We start from the raw sequence: 25,094 nt of genomic DNA on the forward strand, positions 1-25,094 counted from the left end.
AGGTTGAGGCCATGCGCACCGACGAACACCACTGGACCACCACGCCCGTCACCACCCCCATCACCGCGGACCTCGTGCGCGGCGCCCTCGAACTCGAACGCACCGAGGACGGCGTCCTGCCGCACCGGCTGCCGGCCCGTGCCCGAGCCCAGTGCGCCGATCCGCAGCTGGCCCAGGCCGAGTCGCAGCCCTCCGGCGTACGGCTCGCCTTCCGTACCCGGGCCACCGCCGTCGAGCTGGACACGCGGCCCACCAAGCGGGTCTACACCGGTGCCCCGCCGCGCCCGGACGGCGTGTACGACCTGCTCGTCGACGGCCGGCCGGCCGGGCAGGGCAGTGTGGCCGGCGGCAACACCCTGACCATCGACATGGCCGCCGGGACCACCGAGCTGACGGCCGGTCCGATCGGCACCCTCAGCTTCACCGGGCTGCCCGGCGGCGAGAAGGACGTCGAGATCTGGCTGCCGCACAACGAGACCACCGAGCTCGTCGCCCTGCGCACCGACGCCCCCGTCCGGCCCGCGCCGCAGCGGGGCCGCAAGGTGTGGCTGCACCACGGCAGTTCGATCAGCCACGGCTCCGACGCCGCCGGTCCCACCACCACCTGGCCCGCCCGCGCGGCCGCCCTCGGCGGCGTGGAGCTGATCAACCTGGGGCTGGGCGGCAGCGCCCTGCTTGACCCGTTCACCGCCCGCACCCTGCGCGACACCCCCGCCGACCTGATCAGCGTCAAGATCGGCATCAACCTGGTCAACGCCGACCTGATGCGGATGCGCGCCTTCGGCCCGGCCGTCCACGGCTTCCTCGACACCGTCCGCGAGGGGCATCCCACCGTGCCGCTGCTGGTCGTCTCGCCCATCCTGTGCCCCATCCACGAAGACACCCCGGGCCCCGGCGCCATCGATCTCGACGCGTTCAGCGCCGGAAAGCTGGTGCTCCGGGCCACGGGCGATCCGGCCGAACGCGCGAGCGGGAAACTGACCCTCACCACCATCCGGGAGGAGCTGGCCCGGATCGTCGGGCAGCGCCGGGCCGAGGACCCGAACCTGCACTACCTTGACGGGCGCGACCTCTACGGCCAGGCCGACTTCGCCGAACTGCCGCTGCCCGACCAGCTCCACCCGGATGCCGCCACCCACCACCGCATCGGCGAACGCTTCGCCCGACTGGCCTTCGCCGCCGACGGCCCCCTCGACCCCCACCGCACCTGACGCGCCACGGGGCCCGCACCGCGGACGCCGGCGGGGAAGAAGACGCCCCGGTTCGACGGGAACGGCCGGCCGGCGAACCCCGGTCGGGCCCCGCACGCGGTACCGGCACGCCGCCCCGGGCCGTGCGGCGCGGGTCCGGGGAGGGGGAGTTCCCGGGCCGGGCGGCGGAGCCGGCCCAGCTGTTCGCGGTGTGTTCAGCCGCTTGACGCCGGTATGGCGGAAGCTTCGCCGGGAGCGTGACGCGCTCCCCGCCTGCCCGCCCCCCCCTGAAACGAGGACCGGCCACCATGCGTACGCGTTGGCGTAGACGAGCTTCGATCACCGCCGTCGCCCTGACCTTCCTCGCCCTCGGGCTGTCCGGTGCCCCGGCATCCGCGCAGTCCAAGGCCCAAGCCCAGCCGACGGTGCGGATCAACGAGGTCGAGTCGAGCGGCGGCAGCCCGGGTGACTGGGTCGAGCTGGTCAGCACCGGGACCGCCGCGGTCGACGTGTCGAAATGGGTCGTGAAGGACAGCGACGACTCCCACTCGTACAAGATCGCCAAGAACACGTCGATCGCCCCGGGCGCTTTCCTGGCGTTGGACGTCGATCCGTCGTACGGGCTCGGCGACGAGGACTCGGCACGGCTGTTCGCCGCGGACGGTTCGCTGGTCGACTCCTACTCCTGGACCAACCACGCCGCGACCACGTACGGCCGTTGCCCCGACGTTACGGGCGCGTTACTCCCGGGTGCAGGCGGCGATGCACTCGGCGGCGCCGGCAATCAGCGGCTGCTCGTCGGCGCAGAGCTCGCACGGTGACGCGGCGGCGCGGGCGACTTCGACGTGCTCGGGTCCGGGGCGGTGGGGCGACAGCGCCGGGCCGGGTTCCGCTCCGCGACGCGGGAGCTCCGGCGGCGCGGACGCCGCCTTCGACGGCGGTCCGAGGGCAGCGGACCCGGCCGCCGGAACTCCCGCGTCGCGGAGGGTGAGGCGGCCGGAAACGTCGCCCGCGGGCGGGAGGCCGGGCCGCGGGGCAAGGTGTACCCGCGGGGGTGTTCCGTGGAGCGCAGGTGGCGGGCCGGTTCCCCGCGTTCCGCTCGAACGGGTGGCCGAAAGGCATCCCACGGATCCTGTGACTTTTCGAAACCCGGGGGCAAGGAGATATCCGATACATCCGGTTCGAGCCACCGCGTGTCGACCGCCGGAACATTACGGACAACTCGCGTGGTCGTGCCGACCCGTTCCCCGCGTGCTTTCGGGCGCGCGCCCCGAAGCCGGTCCTGACCTGTCCCGATAGCCCTTGCCGGCGGTCGGCGCAACGTGCGGCGGACACCCCCGGCCCGCTTCCCCGGCTGCGGTGCAATCGGGCCGCGCGGACCCGGAATTCACAACAGATCCGTTGGCTAAGGGGGCGCCCAACGTGTCCAAAAAAGGTCATTCTATTGACAGGTATATGTTGCGGGCGGTTGACTTGGGCTCCCTTCGAGGGAACGGCGAGGACGAGGTGCCCCAAAGCGCTATTCGTGACAGCGCGTTTACGACCGCCGCAAAAGGCGGTACGGTTCGATTCGTGCCATTGCAGTGGAGCAGGCGGACAATCGGCTGCACGGTAGCGGAAAGCGCCGGCGGCACGTAGCACAACCGGCTCCGGACGGCCGTATCCGGGGCAGTGGACAAGCACTGCGCGTCTCGCCGGTCGGCGACGCACTTCACCGCGAACCATCCGCGTACGGCATTTCACCACCGCGGAGCGCCATCTGCCGCCAGGAGAATCGCTTTCGCCTGCACGCGCTCTATCGAAGGTCGGCCGATGCCTTGTCGGGCATCAGTTTTCCCTGCCGTCTTCGGCTGCTCTCTCAGGTTCCCCGACCCGGACACAAGGAGACAGAGTTGCCTACCACAGAAGTTGCTCGCGGCGCATCTCGCGGCCGTGACTGGCTGCGCAGCAGCGACCTGCCCTACAGCGACGAGATCCCGCTCGTGGCCTCCACCAGTGAGTTCCAGGGCGGCGGCCAGTACGGCGTCGAGATCCCGGTGATCAACTCCTTCAAGGTCCTGGAGCAGACGCTCGAACTGCTCCAACGCGAAGGGCTTCCCGTCACCCGCTTCAACGAGACCCTGGGGGCCTTCCTTTTATCAGACAGCGAGGTCAGCGACATGCTGGACCTCTGCCGGGAGAACGGCGTGGGCATGGTGTTCGCCCTCGGCCCGCGTCCTGAGTACGACCGCAAGGCCGCCTTCTACCGGGGCGGCTTCGGCGGCTCCCAGGGCCGGCGCGTCAACAACAACGACGCGCTCGCCGTCTCGGCGGACGAGGCGATCCGGCTCACCGAGCTGGGCTGCCGCGGCCTGATCGCCTACGACCTCGGCGTCATGCGGATGCTCAAGACCATGCGCGACCAGGGCGTCATCCCCGCGGAGACGCAGTTCAAGGCGTCCTCGCACTGCATCGTGTCCAACCCCTTCACCTCGAAGATCTACGAGGAGAACGGCTCCGACAGCGTCACCACCATTCACGACCTCGGACTGCCGGTGTTCCAGGAGATGCGCAGGCAGTCTCCGGGCCTGGTCCTGGACATCCCGACGGACGTCTACGGCCAGAAGGGCGGCTTCATCCGCTTCACCGAGGTCCCCGAGCTGGTGCAGATCGGCGCGCCGATGATGCTCAAGATGGGCGCCAGCGCCCAGGGCCACCCGTCCGACCCGGTCACCCAGTCCACCGTCGAGAAGCGCGTCCAGCGGGTCGCCCTCGGGATGGAGTACCTCAACAAGTCGGGCATCGACGCCACGTACATCGGTGAGAGCTCGCTGCAGCGCGCCCTGCCCGTCAAGGTCTGACAACGCCCTCGGGCACCACGGCCTTCCGTCCCCGGGGCCTCGCGCCCCGGGGACGGAGGGCCCGGCCGCGTCCACCGTCCGCACCGCAGCGAAGGAGCCCGCTGTCGCCATGGAATTCACGTTGACCGAAGAGCAGCAGCAGTTGAGGAGCGAGGGCCTGAGTCTGGCCGAGCTGGTGCCCGCGCCCGTCGCGGGTCGGCCGGTCCGCGACGACGAGGTGGTGTTCGCGGCACTCGCCGGCAAGGGGGTGGCCGGCGCCCTGCTGCCGGCACAGGACGGCGGCCGCGGACTCGGCATTGCGGACGTCTGCGCCCTCTGGGAGGGCCTCGGCGAGGGCACCACCGACGCCTCCGCCCTGCTGGCACTCAGCGCCCACGCGCTGCTGACCGCCGTCCCGCTGTGGAAGCTCGGCACCGGGCAGCAGCGGCAGCGCTACCTCCCGCGGGTCGCCGACGGACAGTGGGTGGGGGCGCTGTCGCTGCACGAGCTGGCGGGCGGCTCCTCGCCCGCCAACCGTGCCGTGACGGCGCGCCCGGCCGAAGACGGCGGTTGGCTGCTCGACGGCGCCAAGTCCCAGGTCGTGAACGGTCGTCAGGCGCACCACGTGCTGATCACGGCCGCCACCGGCGACGGGACCGCGTCCGCGTTCGTCCTCGACCACGACCTGCCCGGACTGCGGTTCGAGCAGACGCCCGACGGCCTCGACCGGGTCGTGCTGGACGGCGCGTCCGTCCCCGCGCGGGCCCTGCTGGGGGCGCCCGACGCCGCCTACCGCGAACTGGTCCCGCTGGCGCTGGCACTGGACGCCACCGCCGTCCTGGCGCCCTGGCTGGGCATCATGCGCGCGCTGTCCGACCGGGCACTGGCCGCCGCGCTGGACGGCCGCCTCTTCGGCCGGCCGGTCGGCCGGTTCCAGAACGTCCGGTTCGCCGTCGCCGACATGCGCGCCCAACTCGAACTGAGCACCGGAGTGCTGTACCGGGCCGCGTGGGAGCTGGACGCGGTGGACCGCCCCGGGCGGCAGGACGCGGCGGTCTCCCGGCTGTTCGTCACCCGCGCCGCGCGCTCGGTCGTGGACGCGGCCACCGAGGTGCTCGCCCTGGCCGGCCGGTTCCCGGACCCGGTCGCCGAACAGGCGGCGCGCGACGTCGCCTGGCTGGAGCACGCGGGCGGCGGCGTCGACCAGGCGCGTTCCGCGGTCGCCGCCTCGCTGGCCGGCCTCGGCTGACGGCGGCGCCCGTCCGGCACCCGTCCGGACCTGACGGCACCTGACGAGAACCGACGGCGCCGGGCGGTGCCGGACGGGCGCCGGACGGCGTGGACGACGTTCACCGGGCACGACCCGACCAGGACCCACAATGACTCAAGGAGCAGGCATGGACTTCTCGCCCAGCGGCGTGGACGCCGGTCTGGTGGAGGATCTCGACCGGCGTTTCCAGTCCGGGATCGCGGTGCGCGCGGCCGAGGCCGACGCCACCGGCCGGCTGTCACCCGAGAGCTGGCAGGACATCGTGGACAGCGGCTACCTGCGCGTCTTCCACCCCAAGGAGATCGGCGGCCTGGGGGTGGACGGGGTCACCCAGGCGCAGGCGATGGAGACCCTGGCCCGCGCGTGCGCCGGCACGTACTGGTCGGCCACGATGTCGACGCTGCTGTGCGGCAAGCTGATCAGCACCTACGGCAACATCGCCGAGCACCAGCGGCTCCTCACCCCGATCCTCAGCGGCGAGCAGGTCGGCTGCTTCGCCGTGGTGGAGCGGACCTCCGGCAGCGACGCGGGCACCTACCGCACCCGCGTGTCGCGGGCGCCGCAGGGCGACGGCTACATCATCAACGGTGAGAAGGCGCGCATCACCAACGCGCCCAACGCCGACCTCGCCGTGGTGCTGGCCCGCTTCGACGGCGACGACTCCGAGCAGACCGGCGCGCAGGCCGGCCACGACTGGTGCTTCGCCTTCGTCGACCTGCGCCAGGCCGGCGTGGGCCGCTACGACATGCCGCACATGGGTCTGCGGGCAATGCCGTGGGGCGGCGTGACCTTCGAGAACGTGCCCATCCGGCGCGAGGACGTCGTACCCGTGCCGTACACGGAGTTCGCCCAGGGCATGGCCTGGGGATGGCTGTTCATCTCGGTGGCCGCGATCGCCACCGCGGAGAACGCGCTGCGGGAGACCGTCCGGCACGCCTCCCAGCAGGTCGCCTTCGGCCGCCCGCTGATCCACATGGAAGGCGTACAGGCGCAACTCGCCCAGGCGCGGGCCGAGATCGACGCCGCCCGGCTGCTGGCCTGGCGCACCTCCTGGCACCGGGCGGAGGGCCGGTCGGTGCACGAACTGATCGCCATACTCAAGGCGACCTCCACCGAGACGGCGGTCCGGGTGACCCAGGCCGCGGTCCAGATCCACGGCTCCTGGGCGCTCGGCCCCGGCCACCCGGTCGAACGGTACTACCGGGACGCGCCGATGAACGTGATCGGCGGATTCACCTCCAACCGGCTGCGGGAACTCGTCGCCGAGTCCCAGGGCATGGACATCCAGACCTACCAGGACTTCGACTGGCTCGCACCGGCCGGCCTGACCGCCGGCCCCGGCGAGGACCCGGCCACCTCGCTGGTCGCCGTCGGCGGGGAGGCGGGAGCGTGAGCCGGGAGCCGTACCGCATCGTGCTGCTCCCGGGCGACGGTATCGGCGCGGAGGTCACCGCGGACGCGGTCCGGGTGCTCACCGAGGCCGGGCGGCTGACCGGGACGCGGTTCGCGTTCGAGGAGATTCCCGCGGGCGCGGAGTACTACCGGCAGCACGGGCGCGACTGGCCCGAGGGAAGCGAGCAGCGCTGCGCCGACGCCGACGCCATCCTGCTCGGCGCCATCGGCCTGCCCGCCTCGGAGGACGCGCACGGCAGCCTGCTGCGGGCGGACGGCCGGATGGCGGGCTGGTCGGCGATCGTCGGCAACCGGCTGAAGCTGGACCTGTTCGCCAACGTACGTCCGGTCAGGCTCTTCCCCGGCGTCCAGCACCTCATCTCCGGCACGCACAAGCAGGTGTGGGAGCCGGAGAACGTCGACATGGTCTTCATCCGGGAGAACACCGAGGACCTGTACGCCGGTTCGGGCGGCCTCCTGGCACCGGGCGGTGTGGGCCAGGTCGCCACCGACACCCGTATCGTTACCCGGGCCTCATCCGAACGGGTGATTCGGCTCGCCTTCGAGACCGCGATGCGGCGCGAGGGCGCTCCGGAGGACAAGGCCCGCCGGGTGACCTGCGTCGTCAAGGACAACATCCTGCACGGCTGCCGGCTGTTCGTGTCGGTGTTCGACGAGATCGGCGCCGAGTACCCGGAGGTCCAGCGGGAGACCATCCTGGTGGACGCGTTCACCCAGTGGCTGCTGCGTCGTCCTGAGCACTATGATGTGGTGGTTACGACCAACATGTTCGGCGACATCGTCACCGAACTGGCCTCCGCCCTGCAGGGCGGCATGGGCATCTCGGTAGGGTGCAACGTGGGGACCAGGCACGGCATGTTCGAACCCATTCACGGCTCTGCCCCCAAGCATGTCGGGCACGACCGGGTGAACCCCCTCGCCGCCGTCCTCAGCGCCGCCGAGGCCGCCCGCTGGCTCGGCGCGCAGCACACCGACCCCGACGCGACCCGGGCCGGCGACCTCATCGAAGCGGCGGTGGCGAACCTGCTGGCCGCCGGTCGGCCGCTGACCTACGACATGGTCGGCTACGAGCACGCGGCGCCCCGGTCGGCGGTCACCGACGCGGTCGTCGAGCGGCTCGCGGCCGGCCGTACGCCCGCGGAGGCCGAGCCGCTCGGGGCGTCATGATCGTCGATGCCCAACTGCACCTGTGGGGAGCCGACAGTGCCGGGCGGCCGTGGCCGCCCGGCACGTCCGCGCTCGCCCACCGCGCCGAGCCCTACGGCGCCGAGGAACTGCTCGTCGCCATGGACGACGCGGGTGTGGAGCGGGCCGTGCTGGTGCCCCCCTCCTGGGAGGGCGACCGCAACGACCTCGCCCTCGGCGCGGCCCGGCGGTATCCGGACCGCTTCTCGGTGATGGGCCGGCTGTCGCTCGCCGATCCGCCGGCCGCCCTGGCCTGGTTAGCGGAGCAGTCCGCCGACCGGGGCCCCGCCGGGCGCTCCGGCCTGCTCGGACTGCGCTTCACCTTCCATCGGCCGCCGCTGTCCGACCAGCTCAAGGCGGGCCGGCTCGACTGGTTATGGCCGGCACTGGCCCGCGCGGGCCTGCCGGTCGCGCTGTATCCCCCGGGGGGCCTGCGCGCGCTCGGCGCGGTCGCCGAGCGGCACCCGGACCTGCGCCTGGCCGTCGACCACCTGGCGCTGCCGGTGAACGTGACCGGCCCCGCCGCCTTCGCCGAACTCGACGACCTGCTCGCCCTGGCCGACCTGCCCAACGTGGCGGTCAAGGCCACCTGCCTGCCGGCCGCTTCGGCCCGGCCCTACCCCTTCGCGGACCTGACGGCCGCGGTGCACCGGGTTTTCGACGCCTTCGGCCCCGACCGGATGTTCTGGGGCTCGGACCTCACCCGGCTGCCGTGCACCTACCGCGAGTGCGTGGAGCACTTCACGCACTCCCTTCCCTTCCTGACCGGACGCGATCGCGAACGCGTCATGGGCGGGGCGCTGCTGGACTGGGCCGGGTGGCCCGCCTGACCTGATCCGACACCGCGCGGCCACCGCCGGCGCGGGCGAACCACAGCGCTCCGAGCACCTGACCCATCATGAGAGGAACAGCAGAAACATGTCACTCACCGTGCGCTTCCACGAGTTCGGCGGACCGGACGTCCTCACCATCGAGGACCTGCCGGTGCCCGAGCCGGGGCCCGGCGAGGTCCTGGTCCGGGTCGAGACCATCGGGCTCAACCGCGCGGAGGTCAACTTCCGCAAGGGCCGCTACATCGAGCAGCCCCGCGAGCTTCCGTCGCTGATCGGCTACGAGTGCGCCGGAACGGTGGAGTCCGCCGGCCCCGGCGTGACCGGGCTCGCGGCCGGACAGCCGGTCAGCGTGGTGCCCGCCTTCTCCATGAGGGAGTACGGGGTCTACGGCGAGCGGGTGATCGTCCCGGCCGCGGCGGTCGTCGTCCGCCCCGAACGCGTCGACGCCACCACCGGCGCGGCGGCCTGGATGGCCCTGCTGACCGTCTACGGCGCGCTGGTGGACATCGGCGGCATCCGGGCCGGCGACGCGGTCGTCATCAACGCCGCCTCCAGCAGCGTGGGACTGTCCGCCATCCGGCTCGTCAACCACGTCGGCGGGCAGCCGATCGCGGTCACCCGCAGCAGCGCCAAAAGGGACGAACTGGCCGGCTTCGGCGCCGCCGCGGTCGTCGCCACCGACAAGGAGGACCTGGTGGAGGGGGTACTGGAGGCGACCGGCGGCGCCGGGGCCCGCTTCGTCTTCGACGCGGTCGCCGGGCCGGGCGTGCGGGACCTGGCCCGCACCGTGGCACCCGGCGGCCTCCACGTCATCCACGGCACGCTCAGCGGCCAGCCCACCCCGTTCCCCGGCGTGGAGAGGATGAGCGCCTACAGCATGCGCAGCTACACCCTCTTCGAGATCACCAAGGACCCGGCCCGGCTGGAGAAGGCGAAGGGTTTCATCACGGCCGGCCTGGTCTCGGGAGCGCTCGCCCCGGTGGTCGACCGGACGTTCCCGTTCTCCGGCATCGCCGACGCCCACCGCTACCTGGAGACCGGCACCCAGGTCGGCAAGGTGGTCGTCAACGTCGGCTGACGGCCGCCGCTCCTTCCGCCGCCCCGGCACTTTTCGTCTTTTCCTCTTTTTTCGTCTTTCTCGGCCGTATCTTCGTTTCCTTCCGCTAGCCACCCCAGGAGATCTCTCAACCATGAAGTTCGGATTCATCATGTTCCCGTCCAAGGACGCCATCCGCCCGGGCGACTTCGGCCGGTTGCTGGAGGACCGCGGGTACCACTCGCTGTTCTACCCCGACCACACGCACATCCCGGCCCACACTCCCGAGCGCTACGACGTGGCGGGACTGGCGGAGGAGTTCAAGATCGGCATGGATCCGTTCGTGGCCCTGGGCGCCGCGGCCGAGGCCACCACCACCCTGCAACTGGGCACCGCCGTCGTGCTGGTGCCCGAACGGGACCCGATCGTCACCGCGAAGCAGGTCGCCTCGGTGGACGTGCTGTCGGAGGGCCGGATGAACTTCGGCATCGGTCCGGGCTGGATCAACCAGGAGATGCGCAACCACGGCGTCGACCCCGACGACCGCTGGGAGGTCATGCGGGAACGCACCGAGGCGATGCGTGAGATCTGGACCAAGGACGTCGCCACGTACCACGGCAAGTTCGTGAACTTCGACGCCATCACCTCGTGGCCCAAGCCGGTGCAGCGGCCCTACCCGCCGATCCTCGTCGCGGGCAACGGCCCGAACGTCGCCCGGCGCGTGGTCGCCTACGGCGACGAGTGGATTCCGATGGTCCGGCCGACGGTGCTCCAGGACATCGTCACCTTCAAGCGCGAGGTCCGCAAGCCCGGCTCCGACCAGCCGATCCCGGTCACCCTGTTCGGCGGCATGCCCGAGGACGTCGCGGCCTACGAGCGCGCCGGTATCGACCGCGTCCTGTTCTGGACCCGGCCGCTCCCGTACGACGCGGCCGTCGAGATGACCGCCGACATCGCCGCCCTGCTCGGCGCCCGCCTCAAGGGGGAGTAGCGCGGGGGCCCGCCCCCACCGGTCGGTGGGGGCGGGCCGTCGGCACGGGCGGTGCCGGGGGAGTGCGCAAATCAGGCGTTGAAGAGCAGCGCGTACGCCCCCATCGCCAGAGCGATGTCCGCCTGCGCCCAGAAGCGGTGGTAGGTGAAGGACGGCGCCGTGCCTCCGTTCAGATACGCCTGGACCTTCGACCAGTTGGGGTCGTTCTTGTAGAAGGAGCGGAGCTCGGCGAAGGTGGACGCGGAGCTGATCTTGTCGCCGTTGGGCATGGTGCCGGTCCACCCGGACGGGACGTAGACCGGGTCGTTGAACCGGCTGTAGTCCGTACGGGTCTCCGGCGTGGCGATGCCCAGCGGGTCCTGGTAGTTGTTCCACATGCCGTCCAGGAGCGCCTTGGCCGTGCTCTGCGCCTCGGCGTTGCCGGACTTGGCGGCGTAGTAGGCCAGCGTCTTGGCGTAGGCCGCCGCGACGCCCAGGTCGTCACCGTACGCGGAGACGGTCACGTGCAGACCGGTGTTGGCCCCGGGGCTGGCGGCATCCCAGGTGTCGGGCGCGCCGGTCCACTGCAGTTCGGACGGGATCAGGAAGGTGCCGTCCGACTTGATAGTGGTCTGCGAGATCGCCCAGGTCACCCACTTGTCCAGGATCGCCTTGGCCTTGGCGTCCCCGGTCTGCTGGTAGTACTCCGCGACCCGCTCCATCGACCACGCCTGCATGCCGAACCACTGGTTCGACGGCGGGTCGTGGTAGACCGGCTCCCAGTCGTACGCCATCCCGTAGAAGGTCGGCGTGCCGGCCGGCGGCTGCTCGTAGGCCCCGTTCCAGCTGTTGGTGGCCCCGCCGGCGATCGCGCCCTCGCTCGACTGCAACCAGCGGTAGAACTCCAGCTGCCGGCTCAGACTGGTGCTCCAGTCCGCCTTGCCGGTCGCCGACTTGGGCGCCATGGCCGGGTCGGTGGTCAGCGCGTAGGCGGCCAGCGGGTTCTGGTAGCCGAAGTGCGAGGCGCCGTCGCCGATCCGCCAAGCCCATCCGGCCGAGGTGTCGCTCGCGCCGCCCCAGGCGTAGTACCAGGACAGCAGGTAGTGCTCGCTGTCCTTGCCGGTGCCCGCCGGGCAGGACGGACTCGTGCAGTTCCCGATCTTCTTGAAGTACTTGTCGAAGAACGAGTACCGCAGGTAGTCACCCATCTCGCCGGCCTTCGCCACGGTGGCCGCCACGTCCGCGCCCTTGCCCTGCGCCTTGGCCCAGGTGTCCGCCCAGTACGCGGCCTGCACGGCGCGGGCGTCGGCGTCGGGAGCGTCGGTGAACTTCCACTGCTTGGCGTAGTTCGAGTCGCCGGTGAACAGGTCGAGGTAACCGTTCTTGCCGCCGTAGGTGAAGGCGTCGCAGGTCGGCTGCGGCACGGTCTCCCACACCGACTCCTGCGCGCCGCGCTGGAAGGTGTTGATGAACGACGGCCCGGCCGCCGTCGGACCGGCCTCGCAGCCGCCGCCGGGGGTGTCACCGAAGCCGTAGACGTTGTCCACGTCCTCCAGCCAGTGCATGCCGTAGATGTCGGAGGTCCCGTAGGCCGACTTCAGCTCGGCCGCGATCGGGTCGACACCGACCGACACCCCGCCGTCCAGCTGCGACGGGTAGTCCGACGGCAGCGGGTGCTCCGGGGCGTAGGTGGCCGGCTTGCTCGGGTCGTAGAAGCTGCTCGTCGCCTGGTCGGCGTGCTGGGGGATCATGTACTTCTCCATGGTCGCCCAGGCCGCGTTGAACTCCGTCCAGTCGCCGGCTACCTGGCCGTACATCGCCTGCAGCCAGATCATGTACGAGTACGCCTCCGAGGTGGTCTCGTGACCGTAGTCCGGGGCCTCCACGATGAGCGTCTCCACCGAGTGGTACGGGATGCCCTCGGGGGAGAAGTAGCCGCTGGCCGGGTCGGTGATCTTCCCGTAAAGCGTCAGGAACCGGGCGTCGTAGTCACTGGTCGCGGCGATCTCGGTGACCGTGACACTGGCCGCCGCGTAGCCGGTGGCGGTCGCCGTGAAGGCGGCCGCCCCGGTGCCGGTGGCCGCGGCGGCGACCGTGACGGTCTGCGCGGTGTTCCAGTTGGCCGGGGTGAAGACCAGGCTCGCGCCGGACTGCACCGACAGCGAGCTGTTGCCCGACGCCCGCGCCACGGTGACCGTCACGTTGGCGGCGGGCGCCTCGGACAGCTGCACCGCGAACGTGCCCGTCTTGCCCTGCTGTACCGCGACCGAGGCGGGGCTGGCCACGATCGAGGGTCCGGCGGCCACGTGCAGGCCGACCGGGGTGGACTCGGCCGAGGCGTCGAGGCTGTCGTACGCCTTCGCGTAGACCGAGTAGTCGCCCGCCGGGACGGCCGACCAGTCGAAGGAGTACGGCGCGGTGGTGTCGGTGGCCAGCAGGGTGCTGTCGCTGTAGAACTCCACCTTGGTGATCGTGGCGCTGTCCGCCGCGACCGCGGTCGCGGCCAGCGGGACGGTGGCGCCCGCGCTGTAGGCCGCCCCGGCCACCGGGCTGGTCAGCACCGGCAGCGGCGGCTGGTGAGCGCCCCCGCAGACGGTGCCGTTCACCGCGAAGGCGGTGGGGGCGGTGTTGGTGCCGCTGTAGCCGAAGTTGGCGCTGGCGGTGACGTTACCACCGGCCGCGACGGTCTTGTTCCAGTCGGCCGCGACGACGGTGACGTTGTGGCCGGACTGCGACCAGGTGCCGTTCCAGCCGTTCTGCAGCGTCTGGTTGCCCGCGTACGTGTAGGTCAGCGTCCAGCCGCTGAGGGCGGTGGTGCCGAGGTTGGTGATCTTGGCGTTGGCGGTGAAGCCGGAGCCCCAGTCAGAGGTCGTGTAGTCGACGCTGCACTGGACGGCCGCGGCGTGCGCCACCGGGCCGCCTCCGGCGGCCGTCATGGCCAGGGGCAGGGCCAGCGCGGCGGCGAACGCCGTGGCCAGCCGTCGTATCCGCTTTCCGAACGGTCTTCCTCGAGGCATGCGAGAGGTCCTCCTCGCGGTTCGTGGTGGGGGGATGGATAACTGAACCAGTGGGAGCGCTCCCACGATCGATCCACGCGGTCATGCTGTCAAGGCGTCAGATGGACCGCTTTCCAGCCCAGTTGAAAGCATGTCTTCTCAAATGGGTCAACGCCTCACCCCTATCGGGCGCGTGGGCTTGCCGCTATGGTTCCGGCGGACCAGTGGGAGCGCGTCCATTCATCGATCCCCCCACTTTCTGAGGAGTCGCACATGCGACGACCAACGCGCGCCGCGGTACTCGCGATCGGCGCCATGACCACCGCAGCGGCCGCGGCGGCCCTGCTGCCGGCCCTGGGCACCACCGCCTCGGGCGCGGCGCCGGCCTGCGCGGTCTCCTATTCCGTGGTCAGCCAATGGGACTCGGGCTTCCAGGGTGATGTGACCATCACCAACAACGCGGCGGCCACCACCAGTTGGAATCTGACCTTCGACTTCCCCGGCAACCAGCACGTCACCCAGGGCTGGAACGGGGACTGGACGCAGTCCGGCGGCACGGTGACCGTGGCGAGCCTGTCCTACAACGGCACCATCGCCACCGGGGGCACGCTGAGCACGGGCTTCCTGGCGAACTGGTCCGGGAGCAACCCCGCGCCGACGTCGTTCCGGCTCAACGGGACGCTGTGCAACGCCGACTCGACCACCCCGCCGACCACCCCGCCGACGACACCCCCCACCACGCCGCCGACCACGCCTCCCACGACGCCTCCCACCACGTCGCCCGGCGGCGACCAGGCTCCGCCCCGACTCCACGTCTCCGGCAACAAGTTGGTCGACTCGACCGGCAAGCAGGTCGTGCTGCACGGCGTCAACCGCTCGGGCACCGAGTTCATGTGCGCCCAAGGGCGGGGCATCTTCGACGGCCCGGTGGACGACGCCTCGATCGACGCCATCAAGAGCTGGCAGGGCGTCACCGCGGTCCGGGTGCCGCTCAACGAGGACTGCTGGGAGGGGCTGTCGTACGTGCCGACCGCCGACGCCGGCGCCAACTACATCGCGGCGATCACCGATTACGTCGACCGCCTGGTCGCTCACGGCATCACGCCCATCCTCGAACTGCACTGGACGCACGGCACCTACACCGGCAACTCGGCGGGCTGCTCGGACGTCAACGCCACCTGCCAGAAGCCGATGCCGGACGCGCAGTACGCGATCCCGTTCTGGACCGGCGTGGCCGACGCCTTCAAGGCCGACTCCTCGGTGGTCTTCGAGATGTTCAACGAGCCGTATCCGGACCGGGCCACCTCCACCGCGGAGCAGGCCTGGACCTGCTGGCGGGACGGCGGCACCTGCCCCGGTATCGACTACCAGGTGGCGGGCATGCAGTCCCTGGTCGACGCGGTACGCGGCACCGGCGCGCAGAACGTGATCCTGCTCGGCGGCGTGGCCTACTCCAACGACCTGACCGGCTGGCTGACCCACAAGCCGGTCGACCCCACCGGCAACCTGGGCGCGGTCGTGCACGTGTACAACTTCAACACCTGCTCGTCCGCCTCTTGCTGGGACACCCAGCTGGCACCGGTCGCGGCCCAGGTGCCGCTGGCGGCCACCGAGATTGGTGAGAACACCTGCTCGCACGGCTTCACCGACCAGTTCATGAACTGGCTGGACGCACACCAGCTGTCCTACCTCGGCTGGACCTGGAACACCTGGGACTGCTCCTCCGGTCCCTCGCTGATCTCGTCCTACGACGGCACACCGACGGCGTACGGGATCGGGCTGCGCGACCACCTCGCGGCCCTGGGCTGACCGTCCGTCACGCCGGGGCGTTCCCGGCCGCGAACGACGTGGCCGGGAACGCCACCGCGCCGGTCGTCCGGCGGGGTTGGCGGGTGCGGCGGAGGGCGGTGGGCACCGGCCCGCCGGACGCCACGTGCGGGACATGACGGTGTTCTATCCGGTGCCGTCGGCCGGGGGAAGACTCCCCCTTCCTCCGGCCGGCGGCAGGCGGGCGACGGCCGGGCGACAGGGCGCTCGGCGCATCGAAAGTTTCGATGCTCATGCGAATGTTTCGGGAAACACAGGACCGCCCGGCGAGGGCGTCAAGGAATTCCGCAGCGTCGGCCGCAATGGCTGCTGCGGACGGGGAGGTTCGCCGATAGCCCGGGATTCCCTCATGGGGGCGGCTCCCAGGTGGCGAAGGGTGTGCGGTGAGTCGGGTGAGCCGAAGAGTGTGGTGATCGAAATGTCTCGACAACGGGGCCTTGACGTTTCGATGACCTGGGTTCATCGTTGCCAACGATCCACCTCCCGCCCAGCCACGCCGCACCCGCGGCTCCACCTCCCGTGGCTGCCGAGGCCCTCGCGAATGGCCCCCCACCTGTCCGGTCGGCGCGTACTGCGCCCCGCCGGACTGCCAGAGGAAGAGGTCGGAAGTGATCGAGCCATCCCCCCACGGCCGTATCCAGGCCACCCGACGCCGTCGCCACGGCGTACGGTTCGCTCTCGCCACCGCCGTGACCGGCGCGCTGGCCGCCGTCAGCCTGGTCGCGCTGACCGGCACCGCCCACGCGGCCGACACGCTGGGCGCGTCGGCCGCCGCCGACGGCCGGTACTTCGGCACCGCGGTCGCGGCGAACCACCTCGGCGAGGCGCCGTACGCGGCCACGCTGGACGCCGAGTTCAACGCGGTCACCCCGGAGAACGAGATGAAGTGGGACGCCGTGGAGGCGTCCCGCAACACCTTCACCTTCGGCTCCGCCGACCAGATCGTCGGCCACGCGCAGAGCCAGGGCATGAAGATCCGCGGCCACACGCTGGTGTGGCACTCCCAACTTCCGAGCTGGGTCGGCGGGCTGGGAGCCACCGACCTCAAGTCGGCAATGGACAACCACATCACCCAGGTCGTGCAGCACTACAAGGGCGAGATCTACTCCTGGGACGTGGTCAACGAGGCGTTCCAGGACGGCGGCAGCGGCGCCCGGCGCAGCTCCCCGTTCCAGGACGAGCTCGGCGACGGCTACATCGAGGAGGCGTTCCGCACCGCCCGTGCCGCCGACCCGGACGCCGAACTCTGCTACAACGACTACAACATCGACGGGGTCAACGCCAAGAGCAACGCCGTCTACGCCATGGTCGAGGACTTCAAGGCCCGCGGCGTGCCGATCGACTGCGTCGGCCTGCAAGGCCACTTCAACAGCCAGTCGCCGGTGCCCGGCGACTACCAGCAGAACCTGCAGCGCTTCGCCGACCTCGGCGTTGACGTGCAGATCACCGAACTGGACGTCGCCGGTTCCGGCACCGCCCAGGCCGACAGCTACACCTCGGTGGTCAACGCCTGCCTGGCCGTGTCCCGTTGCGCGGGGATCACGGTGTGGGGCATCACCGACAAGTACTCCTGGCGCAGCGGTGACACCCCGCTGCTCTTCGACGGCAACTACGCGAAGAAGCCGGCCTACGCGGCCGTGCTCACCGCGCTGAACGCGTCGTCGGGCGGGACGGTGGGTGGTACGTCCTCGGGTACGTCCGCCGGGACCTCGGCGGGTACGTCCGCCGGGACCTCGGCGGGCTCGTCGGGCGGTTCCGGCGGTGCGGGGTGTTCTGCGGTGTTCCGGTTGGTGGGTTCGTGGTCGGGGGGCTACCAGGTTGAGGTGTCGGTGGTGAACTCGGGTTCCGCGGCGTTGTCGGGGTGGACGGTCGGGTGGGCTCTGCCGGCGGGTCATTCGGTGGCGAGTTCGTGGAACGCGGTGCTGTCGGTGTCGGGTGAGCAGTTGTCGGGGGTGAACGAGCCGTACAACGGCCAGTTGGCGGTGGGTGCGTCGACGACGTTCGGTTTTGTGGCGTCCGGCGGGCCGGCCCCGACCACCCTTCCCCTCACCTGCCAACCCCGCTGAACCACCATCACGACCGGGCGGACGGACGACTGATCGGCCGCTGACCGGCCGCTGACCGGCGGCCCGGCGGCCGGCCGGCGGCGCAGCAACCGGCCGGCGGCGCGGCGGACCCCGCGCCGCCGGCCGACCCCGGGCAGCCGCCGCCGGCGCCGTCTGCTGCGGGCGCAGGGCCGGGAACCACTGCCGGTCCGGCACCCGCGGGGCCGGCCCCCGGTCCGCTGTCCGCCGGGCCCGTCACACCCGCGCGCCGTCCAGGCGGCGCAGGGTCGCCAGCAGGGCACGGGTGCCGGCGACAATCTGGGGGGTCAGGGTGAACTCCTCGGGGACGTGGCTGAGACCGCCGTGGCTGGGGACGAAGAGGAGGGCGGTGGGGATGATGCGGCCGATCTGCTGGGCGTCGTGGCTCGCGCCGCTGGGGAGGACGCGGTGGGGGAGGCCGAGGTCCGCGCAGGCGGCTCTGGCGTGGGCGGAGACCCGGTCGGGGAGGACGACCGGCGCGGTGTCGGCGATCGTCTCCGTGGCCAGCCGGACGCCGCGGGCGTCGGCCGCCCCGGCGAAGTCCGCGGCCAGGGCGCGGGCGGCGGCGCGTTGGCGGACGGGGTCGGTGTCGCGGATGTCGACGTAGAACTCGGCGGCGCCCGGCACCGTGGTGATCGAGCCGGGTTCCACGGTGAGGCGGCCGACGGTGACCCGGACGCCGTCGTGGGCCGGGTCGCGGGCCAGCCGGTCGCCGAGGAGGACGCACTCGGCGGCGGTGACGAGGGCGTCGCGGCGCAGGTGCATGGGGGTGCCGCCGGAGTGGGTGGCGCGGCCTTCGGCCCGGACCCGCAGTCGGGTGCTGCCGGAGATGACGTCGACCACGCCGAGGCCCACGCCGCTGGAGTGGAGCACCTCGCCCTGTTCGATGTGGAGTTCGACGAAGGCGGACCATTCCTCGGGCCGCCAGCGGGAGGCGTCCACCAGGTCGGGGCGCAGACCGGCCGCGGCCATCGCCGCCGCCATGGTCGTGCCGCCGGCGTCGGTGAAGCCGGCCAGGTCGGCGGCGCCGGTCAGCCCGGCGGCCATCCGGCTGCCGTTGCACGCCTGGCCGAAGCGGGCGCCCTCCTCGGCGGCGAAGGCCACGAACCGCCACGGCCTGCGGTGCGGTACGCCCTGCCGGACCATAACCTCGGCGACCTCCATCGCCGCGACGACGCCCACGATGCCGTCGAAGCCGCCGCCGGACGGCACGGTGTCGAGGTGGGAGCCGGTGCCGATGGCCCGGCTGTCCCCGCCCCCGTCCCCGTCTCCGCCGTCTCCGCGGTCCTTGCCGGCGCCGGCGCCGGGGAGCTCGGCCAGCGTGTTGCCCGCGTGGTCGGTGCGGACGCGCAGGCCCAGCGCCGCCATGTGGGCGGCGAACACGGCGTGCGCCGCGCGTTCCAGCGGGCTGTAGGCGAGCCGGGTGCAGCCGGGCCCCGGCTCGCTCAGCTCGGCGAAGGCGGCCAGGTGTGCGTCGATCCGGCCGCCGTCCACCGCCTGGTCGGCGGCCCCGGAGGCCCGGGTGGTCACGCGGCCCCCTGCGGGCTGATCATGTCCACGCTGGCAACGTCCGCGGGGCGCTGGGTGTCCGCCGGGGGCGCGGTGAGCGAGCAGACGGCGACGACCCGCCCGCCGTGGCCGTGCACCGCGCGGATCAGCGGCGTCAGGTCCCCGGCCCCGCCGGCCCCGGCGCCCCCGGTCACCACGACCGTCCGCTCGCCGGGCCGTACGTCCTCGATGATCAGCCGGCCGAGGTCCTCCACCAGCACCCGCCGGCGGGCCCGGAGCGTACGGGCGACCACGTGCGCGAGCAGGACGTCGGCGGTGCCGTTCCAGCTCACCACCGCGTCCGGCCGGTACGGGGCGGCCAGTTCGGCCAGTGCGGCACCGGCCCGCTCAACGGCCGACGGGTCGTCGCCGCGGAACGGGCCGCCGTCGGACGGGTGGTCGCCGCGGAACGGGCCGCCGCCTCCCACGCCGCCCGCACCGGGGGCCGGTGTCGCCGCCGGCCTCACGACCGCTCCCCGCCCGCGAACGACGCCCGCGCGGTGAAGGGATCCGGCGCCGCGTCGGCCGCCGTGAGGAGGGCGGTGAGCTGGTCCTGGGTCGGGTCCGGGTCGAAGGGGCCGTCGTAGCCCTGTTCCCGGGACAGCGCCTGCGCGGCGTCGAGGACTATGCGGGCCGCGTCCGCCCGGTCAGCGGGGTCGGCGACGCGGGACCAGGCCGCGCACACGGTGACGGCCGTGCTGACCCGCCCGGCCGGGCCGACCCGGACCGGCGCGGAGACCGCCCAGACGCCCTCGTCCAACTCGTTGTCGCAGACGTCGAAGCCGCGTTTGCGGACGACCGCCAGGTGGTCGATGAGCCGGTTGATCTCCCGTACCGTCCCGGACGTGAAGGAGGCCCGGGGGTAGGACGAGAGCAGCGTCTCCACGAACGCCGGGTCCTGGTAGGCGAGGATCGCGCGGGCCGAGGCCGCGGCGTGCAGCGGGACCTCCTGGCCGAGGCGGACGAAGAGCCGGAGCGGGCGCTTGGTGCCGGCGATGGAGACGGCGACCACCCGGCCGTCGATGAGCTGGGTGAGGACGACGCTCTCGCCACACCGCCGTTCGGCCTCGATCAGCGGCGCGGGCGGTTGGATGACGAACGGCTCGTAGTCCTCGACGTGCCCGAGGCTGACGGCGCTCGGCCCGAGGACGTACCGCTTGGTGGTGGGTGAGCGGCTGACGAAGCCGGTGTGCTCCAGGGTGCTCATCACCCGGTGCATGCTGCCGACGGGGATCTCCAGCTGCTGGTGGAGCTGCTGCAGGGTCAGGCCCTGCCGGTACGCGGACAGGTGGGTGAGCACCGACAGCGCCCGCACCACCACGTGCATCGGCTTGTCGGCGCTGCCCTTGTCCGCGCCGCCCCGGTCCGCAGCCACCCGCTCGGCGCCGGGCCGTTCGCCGCCGCTCTTGTCCATCGCGTGTCCTCATCCCGTTAGGTTTCGCCGTGGTTACGTCGGAACTTGTTTCCGTAATACGGAATCCATAATTCGGCTCTATACCTCAGGAGTATCGGATCCGGTTCGGCCGCTGTCAATGACGGCCCCTCATGCTGGGCCATTGGCTCAGCAATGTGCGAGGTCATCGAGCTCGGGGCCCTTGACGGCCAGCCCCGGGCATTCCAATACTGTCGAATCCGCTTTACGGAATGTGCGTTTCCGTCTCACGGAAACAAGGGAAGGAGGGGTGATGGTTGTAACTGATGTGGCGGCGGCCGGAGCGGCCGCCGATCCGCCCGGGGGACCGCCCGGCGGGCCGTCCCCCGCGGGAGGTTCCCACCAGCCGCCCGCCACCACCCGGCCGCACACCCCGTCCCATGGCCGACTGCCCCGCGGCGCCCTGCTCCTGGTCGCCCGCAAGCTGGGCGGCGCGCTGCTGGTGGTCTGGGGCGTGGTCACCTTCACGTTCGTCGTCGCACGTGTCGTGGCACCGGATCCGACGGGCCTGCTGGTGCCGCCGGGGGCCACAGCCGAGGCCCGTGCCCAGGTGCGTTCCTCGCTCGGCCTGGACCGCTCGGTGCCCCGGCAGTACCTCATCTATCTACGGGACCTGCTGCACGGCGACCTGGGCACGTCCTTCGGCACCGGCCGGCCGGTCGGCGCCGACCTGACCGGCCGGCTGCCCGCCACGCTCGAACTCGCCGTCCCCGCACTGGTCGTCGGCGTACTGCTGGGCACCGCGCTCGGTGTGCTCAGCGCGGTGCGCCGCGGCAAGGCCGCCGACCACGCGATCCGCGTCGTCACCGTGGCGGCGCTCGCCATGCCGCAGTTCTGGCTCGGCCTGGTGCTGCTGTCGCTGTTCTACGTGCGCCTCGGCTGGCTGCCCGGCCCCATCGGCCGGCTGCCGGCCGGCGTCCCGCCACCGCCCGGCGTCACCGGCAGCTACGTCCTCGACGCGCTGCTGTCCGGCCGCTGGCAGACCGCCCGCCAGGCCGTACTCCAACTCGTGCTGCCCTGCGCCGTCCTGACCTGCGGCATCTTCGCGCCGATCACCCGGGTCGCCCGGTCCGGGATGGTCGAGGCACTGCGCAGCGAGTACGTCAGGACCGCCCACGCCTACGGTTTCAGCCGGACCCGCGTCCATCGCACCCACGCACTGCGCAACGCGCTGCTCCCGGTGATCACCATGATCGCGGGCGGCGTCGCCTTCGCCTTCACCGGCGCGGTGCTGGTGGAGGGCGTCTTCGGCTGGCCCGGCATCGGGCAGTACGCGCTGACCGCCGTCCAGCAGTCCGACTTCCCCGCGCTCCAGGGGTTCGTGCTCTACGCCGCCGTCGTGTACGTCGCCCTGTACGCCCTCGTCGATCTCGCGTACTCGCTGGCCGACCCGAGGATCCGCTCATGACCGCACCCGCGCCGGCGCCCGTACCGCGGCCCGCCTCGGCCGCCGCCGCTCCCGGCGGCTCCTCCTCCGAACTGCCCGCCGAACCTTCCGCGGAGCTTTCCGCCGCGTCGTCCGCCGCGGGAGGCCCGCGGACCCGGACCCGCCCCCTGCTGCCCTTCGGCGGCCCGCCGACCGCCCGGCTCGGCGGCTGCCTGATGGCGCTGCTGGTGCTGGCCGCCGTGGTCGGCCGGATCTGGACACCGTTCGACCCGCAGGCGCCCGGCGTCGGCCTGCCCTACCTGCCGCCGGGCGGCCGGTACTGGTTCGGCACCGACCAGGCCGGCTCCGACGTCTTCTCCAAGACGGTCGCCGCGACCTGGACCGACCTGTGGCTCACCCTGGTCGCGGTGGCGATCGCCTTCGTGCTGGGCAGTCTGCTCGGCGCGATCGCCGGGTACTGGGGCGGCTGGGCGGACGCGGTGATCATGCGCGTCACCGAGGTGCTCCAGTCCTTCCCGGCGCTGCTGCTGGCGCTGCTGCTGGTCACCACCCTCGGCTCCGGGCTGCTCAACGTGATCGTGGTGGTCGCCTTCGTCGGCCTGCCCGGCTATCTGCGGCTGCTGCGGGCGGAGGTCAAGGGCCGCAGGACATGGGAGTTCACCGAGGCGGCCGTCCTGGCCGGCAACAGCGGACCCCGGGTGCTCGCCCGCCACCTGGTGCCCAACGGGCTGGCCCCGCTGGTGTCCTACGCCGCGGTCAACGCCGCGTGGGTGGCGATCGTGGTATCCAGCCTCGGCTTCGTCGGCGTCGGCATCGAACCGGGTAGCCCGGAGTGGGGCTCGATGATCGCCGGCGGCAAGGACGCCCCGGACGCCTACTGGATCTCGCTCTTCCCCGGGCTCGGCATCCTGCTGCTCGCCGCGGCCTTCTATCTGCTCGGCGACGGCCTGATCGAACGGGAGGACCACCGATGACCGCCGGCACGACCGCGGCCGGCCGGGCCGTACCGCCGCCCGCTGCCACCGAGGCTCCGCTGCTCACCGTCCGCGCCCTGTCCGGCGCCTTCCGCACCGCGCGGGGCGAGCGGACCCAGGTGCTGCGCGACGTGAGCTTCGAGCTGCCGGCCGGCGCCATCACCGCGGTGGTCGGCGAGACCGGCAGCGGCAAGTCGCTCACCGCGCTCTCCGTGCTGGGGCTGCTGCCGCCCGGTCTCACCGTCGAGGGGTCCATCACCTTCGACGGCCGCGAGCTGATCGGCCTGGACGAGGCCGGCTACCGCGAACTGCGCGGCCGGCAGATCGCCATGGTCTTCCAGGACGCCCGCTCCTCCCTCAACCCGGTGCTCACCGTCGGCCGCCAACTCACCGACGTGGCCCGGCTCCACCACGGACTGCGCAAACCGGCCGCCCGCGCGCTGGCCGCCGAGGCACTGGCCCGGGTCCGCATCCCCGACCCGGCCCGCCGGATGGCCCAGTACCCGCACCAGTTCTCCGGTGGCATGGCCCAGCGGGCGATGATCGCGATGGCCCTGCTCTGCCGTCCCCGGCTGCTGCTCCTGGACGAGCCGACCACCGGCCTCGACGTCACCACCCAGGCGGACGTGATGGACCTCGTGGTCGAACTCGCCCGCCAGGACGGCCTGACCGCGTGCCTGGTCACCCACGACCTGGGTGTGGTCGGCGAAACCTGCGACCGGGTGGTGGTGATGCGGCGGGGCACGGTGGTCGAACAGGCCACGGCGGAGGCGTTCTTCCGCGCACCGCGGGCCGACTACTCCCGTGCCCTGCTGGCGGCCAACCGGCTGGACGAGGCCGCGTCGCCCATCGCCGCGCCGCCCGCCGACCCCCGCGACGACGACGCCCCTGGGAGTACGTCATGATCCCGCCTGCCGAGCCCGTAGCCGAGCCCGTAGCCGAGCCCGTAGCCGAGCCCACCGCCGGCCGCCCGGCCGGCACCGCGCCCGCGGCGCAGCCCGGCTCCGTACCAGACCCCGCTCCCGCTCCGGATTCCGCCCCCGGCCCCGCCCCTGTCCTCGAAGTCCGCGCCCTGCAGGTTGAGTTCACCGTCCGTAGCCGCGGGCTGCGGCACACCCTGAGGGCCGTGGACGGGGTGGACCTCGTGCTGCGGACCGGGGAGACGCTCGCCGTCGTGGGGGAGAGCGGGTCGGGCAAGTCGACGCTGGCCCGGTCGATCCTGCGGCTGGTCGAGCCGGCCGCGGGCAGTGTCACGCTGGGCGGCCGTCCGGTCGGCTCGTTCCGGGACCGGCGCGAGGTGTACCGGGACGTGCAGATGGTCTTCCAGGACCCGCGCTCCTGCCTCGACCCCCGGCAGCGGGTCCGGTCCATCCTGGACGAGCCGCTGCGCCTGCACCTGCGCCTGCCCGCCGAGCAGCGCGAGCGCCGGGTACGGGAGCTGCTCGCCGACGTGGAACTGCCCGCGGCCGTGCTCGACCGGCGGCCGGCCGAACTGTCCGGCGGCCAGCGGCAGCGCGTCGGGATCGCCCGCGCGCTCGCCGTGCAGCCGAAGGCGGTCATCCTCGACGAGCCGACCGCCTCGCTGGACGCGTCCACCCGCGGCGTCGTACTGGACCTGCTCGCCCGGCTGCAGCGCGAGCATGGCATCGCCTACCTGCTGATCTCGCACGACCTCCAGGCGGTACGGCGGATCGCGCACCGGGTGCAGGTGATGTACGGGGGGCGGGTGGTCGAATCCGGCACGACCGAGGACGTGCTGCGGTGCCCCGCGCACCCAACACCCGCGCGCTGCTGGACGCCGCGCCGGTCGCCGCGTACGGCGGCCACACCAGGACCGTCCGGCTCAGCGGCGAGAACCCGGGCCCCTTCGACCTCCCGGTCGGCTGCGCGCTGGCTCCCCGCTGCCCGTTGGCGGAGGACTCCTGCACGGTCGCCCGACCCCCCCGACTGTCGTTCGGCGGCACGCACGAAGCCGCCTGCCCCATCACCCACCGGCAGGTCAGCGTCGACCTCTCGGCCGCGCGTAGAGAGAAGGAACACTCCGATGACCAGTGAATCTCCGCGCCGCGCCCGCCTGTTGGCGTGCGCCGCCGCGGTCGCCCTCGCCTCGCTGCTGGCTGGCTGCTCGTC

The 25,094-nt window shown here is 72.3% G+C and carries 19 protein-coding genes and 1 pseudogene; 16 read left to right on the forward strand and 4 right to left on the reverse strand.

From position 1 onward, the window contains the following. Positions 1-11 precede the first annotated feature (11 nt). The 9 genes from RLT57_RS26830 to RLT57_RS26870 all read left to right on the forward strand — a co-directional run bounded on the left by RLT57_RS26830 (position 12) and on the right by RLT57_RS26870 (position 10,737). Positions 12-1,211 carry a GDSL-type esterase/lipase family protein gene (locus tag RLT57_RS26830; protein WP_311299817.1) on the forward strand — a complete coding sequence of 400 codons (1,200 nt, stop codon included), beginning with the start codon at positions 12-14 and terminating at the stop codon, positions 1,209-1,211. 287 nt (positions 1,212-1,498) lie between these two features. Further along, complete coding sequence (locus RLT57_RS26835; protein WP_311299818.1) at positions 1,499-2,011, forward strand: lamin tail domain-containing protein; 513 nt, start codon at positions 1,499-1,501, stop codon at positions 2,009-2,011. Positions 2,012-3,082: 1,071 nt separating this feature from the next. Continuing rightward, positions 3,083-4,030, forward strand: a complete 948-nt coding sequence (locus RLT57_RS26840; RefSeq protein ID WP_311299819.1) for a hypothetical protein — start codon at positions 3,083-3,085, stop codon at positions 4,028-4,030. Between the two features lie 109 nt (positions 4,031-4,139). Next, positions 4,140-5,258 (forward strand): acyl-CoA dehydrogenase family protein, encoded by a 1,119-nt coding sequence (locus RLT57_RS26845; protein ID WP_311299820.1) that lies wholly within the window; start codon positions 4,140-4,142, stop codon positions 5,256-5,258. Between the two features lie 148 nt (positions 5,259-5,406). Further along, positions 5,407-6,672 carry an acyl-CoA dehydrogenase family protein gene (locus RLT57_RS26850; RefSeq protein ID WP_311299821.1) on the forward strand — a complete coding sequence of 422 codons (1,266 nt, stop codon included), beginning with the start codon at positions 5,407-5,409 and terminating at the stop codon, positions 6,670-6,672. Next, positions 6,669-7,859 (forward strand): isocitrate/isopropylmalate dehydrogenase family protein, encoded by a 1,191-nt coding sequence (locus RLT57_RS26855; RefSeq protein ID WP_311299822.1) that lies wholly within the window; start codon positions 6,669-6,671, stop codon positions 7,857-7,859. Before RLT57_RS26850 ends, RLT57_RS26855 begins: the two co-directional genes overlap by 4 nt. Then, positions 7,856-8,707 (forward strand): amidohydrolase family protein, encoded by an 852-nt coding sequence (locus tag RLT57_RS26860; protein WP_311299823.1) that lies wholly within the window; start codon positions 7,856-7,858, stop codon positions 8,705-8,707. Before RLT57_RS26855 ends, RLT57_RS26860 begins: the two co-directional genes overlap by 4 nt. An 88-nt stretch (positions 8,708-8,795) precedes the next feature. Continuing rightward, positions 8,796-9,788 (forward strand): zinc-dependent alcohol dehydrogenase family protein, encoded by a 993-nt coding sequence (locus tag RLT57_RS26865; protein ID WP_311299824.1) that lies wholly within the window; start codon positions 8,796-8,798, stop codon positions 9,786-9,788. A 112-nt stretch (positions 9,789-9,900) separates the two neighbouring features. Further along, positions 9,901-10,737, forward strand: coding sequence for an LLM class F420-dependent oxidoreductase (locus RLT57_RS26870; protein ID WP_311299825.1), 837 nt, complete (start codon positions 9,901-9,903; stop codon positions 10,735-10,737). Between the two features lie 71 nt (positions 10,738-10,808). On the opposite strand, the gene RLT57_RS26875 is transcribed toward RLT57_RS26870, so the two are convergent. Next, a complete protein-coding gene (locus tag RLT57_RS26875; RefSeq protein ID WP_311299826.1) occupies positions 10,809-13,733 on the reverse strand; it encodes a glycoside hydrolase family 48 protein in 2,925 nt (974 codons plus the stop codon). Positions 13,734-13,985: 252 nt separating this feature from the next. Here RLT57_RS26875 and RLT57_RS26880 point away from each other — a divergent pair, with 252 nt between their 5' ends. Both RLT57_RS26880 and RLT57_RS26885 read left to right on the forward strand, forming a co-directional pair. After that, positions 13,986-15,521 (forward strand): cellulose binding domain-containing protein, encoded by a 1,536-nt coding sequence (locus tag RLT57_RS26880; protein WP_311299827.1) that lies wholly within the window; start codon positions 13,986-13,988, stop codon positions 15,519-15,521. A gap of 626 nt (positions 15,522-16,147) precedes the next feature. Then, the gene (locus tag RLT57_RS26885) at positions 16,148-17,605 is read left to right on the forward strand and encodes an endo-1,4-beta-xylanase (protein WP_399129476.1); all 1,458 of its coding nucleotides are present in this window, start codon (positions 16,148-16,150) and stop codon (positions 17,603-17,605) included. Between the two features lie 234 nt (positions 17,606-17,839). On the opposite strand, the gene RLT57_RS26890 is transcribed toward RLT57_RS26885, so the two are convergent. From RLT57_RS26890 to RLT57_RS26900, 3 genes are read right to left on the reverse strand one after another with little or no spacing between them, the layout of a single operon-like run. After that, the gene (locus tag RLT57_RS26890) at positions 17,840-19,153 is read right to left on the reverse strand and encodes a Zn-dependent hydrolase (RefSeq protein WP_311299828.1); all 1,314 of its coding nucleotides are present in this window, start codon (positions 19,151-19,153) and stop codon (positions 17,840-17,842) included. Beyond that, positions 19,150-19,638 carry a hypothetical protein gene (locus RLT57_RS26895; RefSeq protein ID WP_311299829.1) on the reverse strand — a complete coding sequence of 163 codons (489 nt, stop codon included), beginning with the start codon at positions 19,636-19,638 and terminating at the stop codon, positions 19,150-19,152. The genes RLT57_RS26890 and RLT57_RS26895 overlap by 4 nt, the downstream gene beginning before the upstream one ends. Beyond that, complete coding sequence (locus RLT57_RS26900; protein ID WP_311299830.1) at positions 19,635-20,585, reverse strand: IclR family transcriptional regulator; 951 nt, start codon at positions 20,583-20,585, stop codon at positions 19,635-19,637. Before RLT57_RS26900 ends, RLT57_RS26895 begins: the two co-directional genes overlap by 4 nt. Before the next feature lie 271 nt (positions 20,586-20,856). Here RLT57_RS26900 and RLT57_RS26905 point away from each other — a divergent pair, with 271 nt between their 5' ends. The 5 genes and pseudogenes from RLT57_RS26905 (at position 20,857) to RLT57_RS33525 (ending at position 25,019) form a co-directional block, all read left to right on the forward strand. Next, positions 20,857-22,011 carry an ABC transporter permease gene (locus RLT57_RS26905; RefSeq protein ID WP_311299831.1) on the forward strand — a complete coding sequence of 385 codons (1,155 nt, stop codon included), beginning with the start codon at positions 20,857-20,859 and terminating at the stop codon, positions 22,009-22,011. Then, complete coding sequence (locus RLT57_RS26910) at positions 22,008-22,964, forward strand: ABC transporter permease (RefSeq protein ID WP_311299832.1); 957 nt, start codon at positions 22,008-22,010, stop codon at positions 22,962-22,964. The genes RLT57_RS26905 and RLT57_RS26910 overlap by 4 nt, the downstream gene beginning before the upstream one ends. Next, a complete protein-coding gene (locus RLT57_RS26915) occupies positions 22,961-23,869 on the forward strand; it encodes an ABC transporter ATP-binding protein (protein WP_311299833.1) in 909 nt (302 codons plus the stop codon). The genes RLT57_RS26910 and RLT57_RS26915 overlap by 4 nt, the downstream gene beginning before the upstream one ends. Further along, positions 23,866-24,483 (forward strand): annotated as a pseudogene (locus RLT57_RS33520) (ATP-binding cassette domain-containing protein); the annotation flags it as partial. The gene RLT57_RS26915 and the pseudogene RLT57_RS33520, both read left to right, overlap by 4 nt. Before the next feature lie 242 nt (positions 24,484-24,725). Then, complete coding sequence (locus tag RLT57_RS33525; RefSeq protein ID WP_399129949.1) at positions 24,726-25,019, forward strand: oligopeptide/dipeptide ABC transporter ATP-binding protein; 294 nt, start codon at positions 24,726-24,728, stop codon at positions 25,017-25,019. Positions 25,020-25,094 lie beyond the last annotated feature (75 nt).

This window comes from Streptomyces sp. ITFR-21 (genome assembly GCF_031844685.1).
In the GTDB taxonomy this organism is placed as follows: Bacteria; Actinomycetota; Actinomycetes; order Streptomycetales; family Streptomycetaceae; genus Actinacidiphila.

What these genes read in the sequence shown, in the direction of transcription:
- RLT57_RS26865 (WP_311299824.1), top strand. Translation starts at nt 8,796, where the DNA reads ATGTCACTCACCGTGCGCTTCCACGAGTTCGGCGGACCGGACGTCCTC.
- RLT57_RS26845 (WP_311299820.1), top strand. Translation starts at nt 4,140, where the DNA reads ATGGAATTCACGTTGACCGAAGAGCAGCAGCAGTTGAGGAGCGAGGGC.
- RLT57_RS26875 (WP_311299826.1), bottom strand. Translation starts at nt 13,733, where the DNA reads ATGCCTCGAGGAAGACCGTTCGGAAAGCGGATACGACGGCTGGCCACG.
- RLT57_RS26900 (WP_311299830.1), bottom strand. Translation starts at nt 20,585, where the DNA reads ATGGACAAGAGCGGCGGCGAACGGCCCGGCGCCGAGCGGGTGGCTGCG.
- RLT57_RS26835 (WP_311299818.1), top strand. Translation starts at nt 1,499, where the DNA reads ATGCGTACGCGTTGGCGTAGACGAGCTTCGATCACCGCCGTCGCCCTG.
- RLT57_RS26880 (WP_311299827.1), top strand. Translation starts at nt 13,986, where the DNA reads ATGCGACGACCAACGCGCGCCGCGGTACTCGCGATCGGCGCCATGACC.
- RLT57_RS26830 (WP_311299817.1), top strand. Translation starts at nt 12, where the DNA reads ATGCGCACCGACGAACACCACTGGACCACCACGCCCGTCACCACCCCC.
- RLT57_RS26910 (WP_311299832.1), top strand. Translation starts at nt 22,008, where the DNA reads ATGACCGCACCCGCGCCGGCGCCCGTACCGCGGCCCGCCTCGGCCGCC.
- RLT57_RS26905 (WP_311299831.1), top strand. Translation starts at nt 20,857, where the DNA reads ATGGTTGTAACTGATGTGGCGGCGGCCGGAGCGGCCGCCGATCCGCCC.
- RLT57_RS26860 (WP_311299823.1), top strand. Translation starts at nt 7,856, where the DNA reads ATGATCGTCGATGCCCAACTGCACCTGTGGGGAGCCGACAGTGCCGGG.
- RLT57_RS26850 (WP_311299821.1), top strand. Translation starts at nt 5,407, where the DNA reads ATGGACTTCTCGCCCAGCGGCGTGGACGCCGGTCTGGTGGAGGATCTC.
- RLT57_RS26870 (WP_311299825.1), top strand. Translation starts at nt 9,901, where the DNA reads ATGAAGTTCGGATTCATCATGTTCCCGTCCAAGGACGCCATCCGCCCG.
- RLT57_RS26915 (WP_311299833.1), top strand. Translation starts at nt 22,961, where the DNA reads ATGACCGCCGGCACGACCGCGGCCGGCCGGGCCGTACCGCCGCCCGCT.